Below are 6,604 nucleotides of genomic sequence, written 5' to 3'. Positions count from 1 at the left end.
CCCGAACAGAGAAGTTAAGCCCCGCAGCGCCGATGGTACTGGGGTTACTCCCGGGAGAGTAGGCCGCCGCCACATTCATCAGCCACCTTGGTTCAGCCAAGGTGGCTTTTTTTATGTATTGAATTTCAGAACCTCAAACGTTCCACTCCTATAAATGGGGGCAATAGCTCATATATGCCGTGAATTGGTTTATCTTTGGGAAATACAGAATTTACCAACATCAAGGACTGAAATGCAAACTCACCGATTTACTATTAACATTTGGATTAATTCAGTAATCATTTACTTTTTACTATGTGCCTGTGGCACTGAACCTTCGGCGACAGAGTCAAGTCAGGCTCAAGAAGAAGTGGTTTCCAATCCCCCGAGACAAAAAGCGAAAATTTCTGAAATAGAGGAAGGAATCAAAGGATTTATAGATGCCTACGCCGAGGAGAATGACGGATATTTTGTGATTGAGGATAAAGGGAATGAACTTAGGCTAAAGCTGGTTAGGGTTCACACCGAATACCTATCCAACCTCGGCCCAGAGCGATTCTTTGCCTGTGTGGACCTAGCCGACCAAAACGGGGATGTTTACGACGTCGACTTTTTTATGGAAGGAGAACCAGGCGCCATGAAAGTAACCTCAACGAGTCTTCATAAGTTAAACGGCAAACCGTTTTATACCTGGCAACAACTTCCGGATAAAACCTGGGAGAAAGTTGCTGTGGATGGGGCTGATGCTGATCTTTTGGGAGTAATAGAAGGAGAAGACAGTTTTCAATTCACTTATAGTTTTGAAATTCCCGAGGTAAAGGGAACTTCCAGGCTGTGGATACCCTTAGCGCAAAGTGATAGTTTTCAGGAAGTGGAGGTAAGAAGCATTACAGTGCCAGTGGAACATCGGTTGCTCAAAGACGACGAATATGGAAACACCGTTGTTTACCTGGAGCTGTCCCCTGAGCATAATGGTGAAGAAATCAGGGTTGTTTACCGTGTAAGAAGGAAAGAGAAAGGGCCTTATGAGAATGGGTTCGAAAATCCTGAAAAATATTTAGAACCAGACAGTCTACTTCCTGTAGGGGGTAGGTTTGCAGAAATCGGAGATAGGATCATCAGGGGAATCGAAAAAGACAATAAACTGGTGCAGGCCCGAGCACTTTATGATTATATCATTGACAACATGAAATATATGAAAACCGGTAATTATGGAAGCGGCGACGCTAATTATGCCTGCGACAGTAAAACCGGTAATTGTACGGAGTTTCACAGTTTTTTTATTTCATTGGCCAGATCCATAGGAATTCCCGCTCGTTTTGCAATAGGTGCTTCTATTCCTTCCGAAAGAAATGAGGGGGGGATTGATGGATATCACTGTTGGGCGGAGTTTTATGCCGAGGAAAAATGGTGGCCTGTGGATATAAGTGAGGGAAATAAATATACGGCCTTATCTACGTACTATTTTGGGCGGCATCCGGCAAACAGGATCGAACTGAGCAGGGGGAGGGACATAAGGGTATCACCAGGCCCACATTCTGGTTCTATTAACTTTCTTGCCTACCCTATAATGGAGGTAGAAAGTGAAAAAGTACCGGTTGCCACCAACTTTTCTTTTGAAAGAATTGTCAGCAACCGGAATTGAACTCCACTAGTTTAGTTAGGGTGTTCCTCACTATCACTTGGATGTTCATCGTTGTCACCAGGATGCTCATCCGAAGGGTGTTCTTGGCTTTCAGTATCACTCGATTCCTTTTTGTTACCGCAGGAACTTAGTGGTGCCACCAACAAGAACCCAAATAATGCCATCCAAAGGGTGAATACTTTCAGTTTGTTTACCTTTCGCATAATTATTTAGAGATGTTTAGTAAAGTTATTTCCTAAGGTACTTTTAAATGAACCCTATTCCAATAATTTCAATTCAAACTTTGGATTAATCTGTAGGCTTGGAACGGTTTTTTTTAAGTAAATTTGGTTAATATTGAAAAAGATGTTCATCTAAACTAACTTGTTTCATGAGTACTACGCTAATTGTAATAATTGTGGCCGCAGTATTGGTCATTTTTGTGGTTTCGCTTTACAACAAACTTATATCCTTTAAAAACAACAGGGAAAATGCCTTTGCAGATATAGATGTTCAACTTAAGCAGAGGCATGATCTAATACCCCAGTTGGTAAATGCAGTCAAAGGCTATATGGAGCATGAGGCAGGTGTCTTGCTTAGAGTCACCGAAGCCAGGGCCAAAGCAATGAATGCCTCCAGTATAGAGGGAAAAATACAGGCTGAACAAGAACTTGGCAGTGCTTTGCAGGGGTTGAGAGTCCAAGTAGAAGCTTATCCAGACCTTAAGGCCAACACCAACTTTTTGCAATTGCAAAATGAAATATCGGATGTGGAAAACAAATTGGCAGCTTCTCGTAGGTATTTTAACTCCGCCACCAGGGAATATAACGTAGCCGTGCAAAGTTTCCCCTCGAATATCATAGCAGGCATGTTTGGTTTTCATAGGGAGCCTATGTTTGATGTGGGTACTTCAGAAAGAGAAAGGTTGGACAAAGCACCTGATATCAAATTTTAATTCTATATGGCATCTTATGTAGGGATTCAGTCCCAAATTAGAAGGAACAACTTTCGTTCTGTTCTCTTGTTGTTGGGCTTTCCGCTCTTGATATTGGGAGCAGTTTACTTATTTGTCTATCTCACCTACCCTAGTGAAGGACAGGCACCTGAGGTAAATGCAGTGAACGAAACCTTTGTTCAGGTAATTCCAGGTGTAATCATAGCGGTAGGAATTTGGTTTGCCATCGCTTTTCTCTTTCACAGTAGCATGATCAATAGTGCAGCTGGAGCCAAACCTTTGGAAAGAAAAGAAAATATGAGGGTATATAACTTGGTCGAAAACCTTTGTATAAGTAAAGGAATGCGTATGCCTAAGGTAAACATCATCGAGGATGATGCTCTTAATGCCTTTGCTAGTGGGATTAACGAAAAAACCTATACGGTTACTCTGACAAGGGGGATAATGAACAAGCTGAATGACGAGGAACTTGAGGGGGTGATTGCCCATGAGTTAATGCATATCAGAAACAGGGATGTTAGGTTACTTATTATTTCTATCATCTTTGTAGGTATATTTTCGTTTATTGCTCAAATTCTCTTCAGAAGCATGCTATATGGGGCAGGTAGAAGGAGGGGTAAGGATGATAACAAGGCTTTAATTATCGCCATGGTAATCGCATTTATTGCCTTTTTACTAAGTATGCTCTTTAGATTTGCAATCTCCAGAAAGCGGGAATATATGGCTGACAGTGGGGCTGCCGAAATGACCAAGAAACCTTGGGCATTGGCTTCTGCTCTTCGCAAAATTTCCGGAAACTACCAGGTGAAAAGTGTAAAAAGCGACGATGTGGCTGAATTGTTTATTGAAAATAGACCGGATAAGTCCTCAGGTATGATGTCGGCCATCACAGGATTATTTGCCACACATCCGCCAATAGAAAAGCGTATTAAGGTTCTGGAACAGTTCTAAAATCTATTTACACCTGTCAATATTTTTTTTGGATCAATATTTGATCTGTTTATTGCAATAACTTATTTATTCCTTTTGGCTTATATTGTTTTATTGGGAAGGCAGGTTTTAATTTAAATAATATGGAAATGTTAACTTGGATAATAGTTTTCTTAATAGTTGTATTTGTTGCGGCTATCTTTGCATTTACCGGTTTGGTAAAGGGATTGGCCTCTCTGGCTAAGATTATTTTTTATCTGTTTCTTACGCTTTTGGCAATAGCCCTTATCATTGGGGTAATAAGTGGATTCTAAAATGAATCTATCAGGGCATCCTGCAGAATGGGGACACCTAAAATTTCTTCTATAAATAATATACTTTCATTGTAAACTTTTTCCCAATCATCTGTAGTGATGCTGGAAGAAATAACGTGATCTCCGGCGTTTGGGAAGGCCAGTTTTCTTTTCTTACCTGCTGGAGTACTTACTTTCTCATACATATCCAGCATGGCATTGACAGATACTACCTTATCTTGGTTTTCTTCATCTTTATAATAATAGCCCATAAACAAAGGTTGCTGAACTTGACCAAAGGTATCCCTGTTCATTTTGCTTTTCAGTAGAATGGCCAGACTGGTATAAGCATTGATGTGATATTCTTCAGACCAATATTTCGCCTTATCCCCTTCTCTTTCCACCATTTGGACACCCTGGTCGTTTGTCATGAAAGCCTTCATGATAACCTTTGACCAAGGCCTAAAAAAAGCACCCAGCGGGTCTCCATAAACCTCTATGCAGGGAGAGTATAGCAAAAGACCTTTGATTTCAGGTCTTTCTGAGGCCAGTACTATTGACAATGCACCACCCATGGATGTCCCAACCACGATAACCGAATCCCCTAATGCCTGAGCAATACTGTAAGCCTCCCTAGCCCCTTCCACCAGTTTCTCTGGAGAAAGATGTGAGAAAGCATCCTCCCTTTTAATGCCATGCTCAGGAAGCCGGCTTAAATATAAATTTGCCTGGAACCTTTCTGCTATTTTTCTATGCACGGGGTCTCCCTCCATTTGGCTCGCCCCAAAGCCATGGATGTAAACAATGCTAAAAGGTGTTTTTGTTTTGTTGCCCTCATCTGCCCAAATGATACGGGCCTCGTTATTGGCCTTCAGGCCTTCCACCGTATCTTCCCTATTAGTAATAAAGGACTCCAGCTCATTAAGATCTGATGGAACTATAGGATACGCCCCTTCCAGAGGCCTTACTTTTTCTTTGGGACCCACCATGTATAGTAGTGCCAAGAGAATGGCAATGCCCATGAGCCAAACAACGATTTTTTTCATTATTTTTCTATGTCTTTGTAGGAGGCAAGGACTCCCCTTACCATGGCAGCACTAAACCCATGATGCTCCATTTCATTAAGGCCTACAATGGTACAGCCCTTGGGGGTGGTAACTTTATCAATAGCCGCTTCCGGATGAATGCCCTTCTTGATGATTAGTTCGGCTGCTCCCTTCACTGTTTGGTTTACAATTTTATTGGCGGTTTTGGCATCAAAACCAATTTGGATCCCGCCTTGGGTCATCGCTCGCATAAACCGCATTACGAAGGCAATACCGCATGCTCCCAATACGGTAGCTGCTTCCATGAGGTGCTCTTCGATGCTTATGGTAATCCCTATGGAATTGAACATTTTGTGTACAATTTCTTCGGTTTTGGGGTTGAAGTTTTTACCACAAATACAAGTAACGGATTCTTGGATATCTGCTGCTATATTAGGCATTACCCTGAATACAGTGGTTTCTTTATCCACAAGACTTAAGATGGTTTCCAAAGTGATTCCTGTGGCCAAGGAAACAATTACCTGCTTATCCTTGTCCAACACAGGATTTATCTCCTGTAATATGCTAGAAACGTTATAGGGTTTCACACCTAGTACCACCATATCTGCCTGCTTGGCCGCCTCCTTGTTGTCTGACAATACATTAATGCCCTGTGCTTTCAGATAAAACAAACTCTCTGGGTGCCTTTTGGTCACGATGAGGTTTTGACCGTAAAACCCCCTGGTATCCAATAGGCCGTTGACGATGGAAAGCCCCAAGTTACCGCAGCCGATAATGGCGATTTTATAATCTTCGTTCATATGGTTTTTATTTCACTGGGCAAAATTAAACTTTATTGTGACAAACCTATAATGTAAAGTCAAATCCTCAAGGGTAGCGTTATTCATAGCGATTTGCCACGTCCAATTTTGCGATATCTATCATCAATTCAGCCATTTTTTTAGTCACGTCTTTAAAGAAACGTTCCCCTTTTTCCGCTGAGGATGCCTTTGGGTTGCCGATTCCTGTGTCTGCCGTTACCATGGACCATCTGCGTTCAGACCATGCCCATCCTTCCCTGATGCCTTTCACCTTGGATTTTTTTTCTTTCCCATCACCGGCTTCCTCCAACGGCAGCACAAGCTTCGGGTGCAAATATTGGATCAGACTGGTTTCCATTTCATCCGCATGGTCACCCTCGTGTTCAAAGTAGCGGGACTTGTCCATGGCCTGAAACCAATTGCAGGTGCTGAAAAACATTTCCGGGTATTGTAGTCCTATTTCACGCAATATGGTTTTGAAATCATTGCCGCCGTGGCTGTTAAAAAGCAGCAGTTTGTAAATCCCCTGCCTATGTAATACCTCTACCAGATCTTTAATAATGGAAAACTGTGTGCTCGGATTTAGGTTTAAATCCAGAAATATATCCGATTGTCCCGTGTTTACCCCAAATGGAACTGTAGGGAAAACCATAACCTTAGCTCCTGATTCCCAAGCTATTTTAGCAGATTCAGCCGCGATGGCATCTGCCTCATATACATCTGTGCCGTATGGGAGATGATAGTTGTGTGCTTCAGTGGCACCCCATGGCAATATTGCCAATTCAATCTTTTCTTTTTTCAGGTTTTTCAGGTTGGTTTCAGCTAAAATATAAGGTCTCATAGTCGTGAATAATCTAATTTTATAATTCTACCAACGTAAATAAACTATAAATTTTTCTTAAAAACCACTTGCGTTTTTTTTCTAGCCTTTATATTTGGGTCAACTTGAAACTGAGATGGAATTCAATTTATGTAAA

At 41.7% G+C, this 6,604-nt stretch carries 8 protein-coding genes and 1 rRNA gene; 5 read left to right on the top strand and 4 right to left on the bottom strand.

Annotated elements, in window-relative coordinates; all coding sequences use genetic code 11:
* Positions 1 to 75, top strand: a 5S ribosomal RNA gene (rrf, locus tag DB520_RS27760); the annotation flags it as partial.
* Between the two features lie 157 nt (positions 76 to 232).
* Positions 233 to 1,624, top strand: coding sequence for a transglutaminase-like domain-containing protein (locus tag DB520_RS23580; RefSeq protein ID WP_114752234.1), 1,392 nt, complete (start codon positions 233 to 235; stop codon positions 1,622 to 1,624).
* An 11-nt stretch (positions 1,625 to 1,635) separates the two neighbouring features.
* Here the strand turns inward: DB520_RS23580 and DB520_RS23575 are convergent, their stop codons facing one another.
* Positions 1,636 to 1,827, bottom strand: coding sequence for a hypothetical protein (locus DB520_RS23575; protein ID WP_114752233.1), 192 nt, complete (start codon positions 1,825 to 1,827; stop codon positions 1,636 to 1,638).
* Between the two features lie 167 nt (positions 1,828 to 1,994).
* Between DB520_RS23575 and DB520_RS23570 the strand changes: the two genes are divergently transcribed.
* The 3 genes from DB520_RS23570 (at position 1,995) to DB520_RS23560 (ending at position 3,802) form a co-directional block, all read left to right on the top strand.
* Complete coding sequence (locus DB520_RS23570) at positions 1,995 to 2,558, top strand: LemA family protein (protein WP_114752232.1); 564 nt, start codon at positions 1,995 to 1,997, stop codon at positions 2,556 to 2,558.
* Between the two features lie 6 nt (positions 2,559 to 2,564).
* Positions 2,565 to 3,509: a M48 family metallopeptidase gene (locus DB520_RS23565; protein WP_114752231.1), complete on the top strand. Its 945-nt coding sequence runs from the start codon at positions 2,565 to 2,567 to the stop codon at positions 3,507 to 3,509.
* Between the two features lie 128 nt (positions 3,510 to 3,637).
* Positions 3,638 to 3,802 carry a DUF1328 domain-containing protein gene (locus tag DB520_RS23560; RefSeq protein WP_114752250.1) on the top strand — a complete coding sequence of 55 codons (165 nt, stop codon included), beginning with the start codon at positions 3,638 to 3,640 and terminating at the stop codon, positions 3,800 to 3,802.
* Here DB520_RS23560 and DB520_RS23555 read toward each other — a convergent pair.
* The 3 genes from DB520_RS23555 to DB520_RS23545 all read right to left on the bottom strand — a co-directional run bounded on the left by DB520_RS23555 (position 3,799) and on the right by DB520_RS23545 (position 6,468).
* Positions 3,799 to 4,827 carry an alpha/beta hydrolase gene (locus DB520_RS23555; RefSeq protein ID WP_114752230.1) on the bottom strand — a complete coding sequence of 343 codons (1,029 nt, stop codon included), beginning with the start codon at positions 4,825 to 4,827 and terminating at the stop codon, positions 3,799 to 3,801. The genes DB520_RS23560 and DB520_RS23555 overlap by 4 nt on opposite strands.
* The gene (gene proC / locus DB520_RS23550) at positions 4,827 to 5,627 is read right to left on the bottom strand and encodes a pyrroline-5-carboxylate reductase (RefSeq protein ID WP_114752229.1); all 801 of its coding nucleotides are present in this window, start codon (positions 5,625 to 5,627) and stop codon (positions 4,827 to 4,829) included. The genes DB520_RS23555 and proC overlap by 1 nt, the downstream gene beginning before the upstream one ends.
* Before the next feature lie 79 nt (positions 5,628 to 5,706).
* Positions 5,707 to 6,468, bottom strand: a complete 762-nt coding sequence (locus DB520_RS23545; RefSeq protein WP_114752228.1) for a creatininase family protein — start codon at positions 6,466 to 6,468, stop codon at positions 5,707 to 5,709.
* Positions 6,469 to 6,604 lie beyond the last annotated feature (136 nt).

It is taken from the genome of Pleomorphovibrio marinus (assembly GCF_003347495.1).
Taxonomy (GTDB): domain Bacteria; phylum Bacteroidota; class Bacteroidia; order Cytophagales; family Cyclobacteriaceae; genus Pleomorphovibrio; species Pleomorphovibrio marinus.
The sequence above is the reverse complement of the archived record's forward strand: the minus strand, read 5'-3'. Positions and strand labels throughout refer to the sequence as shown.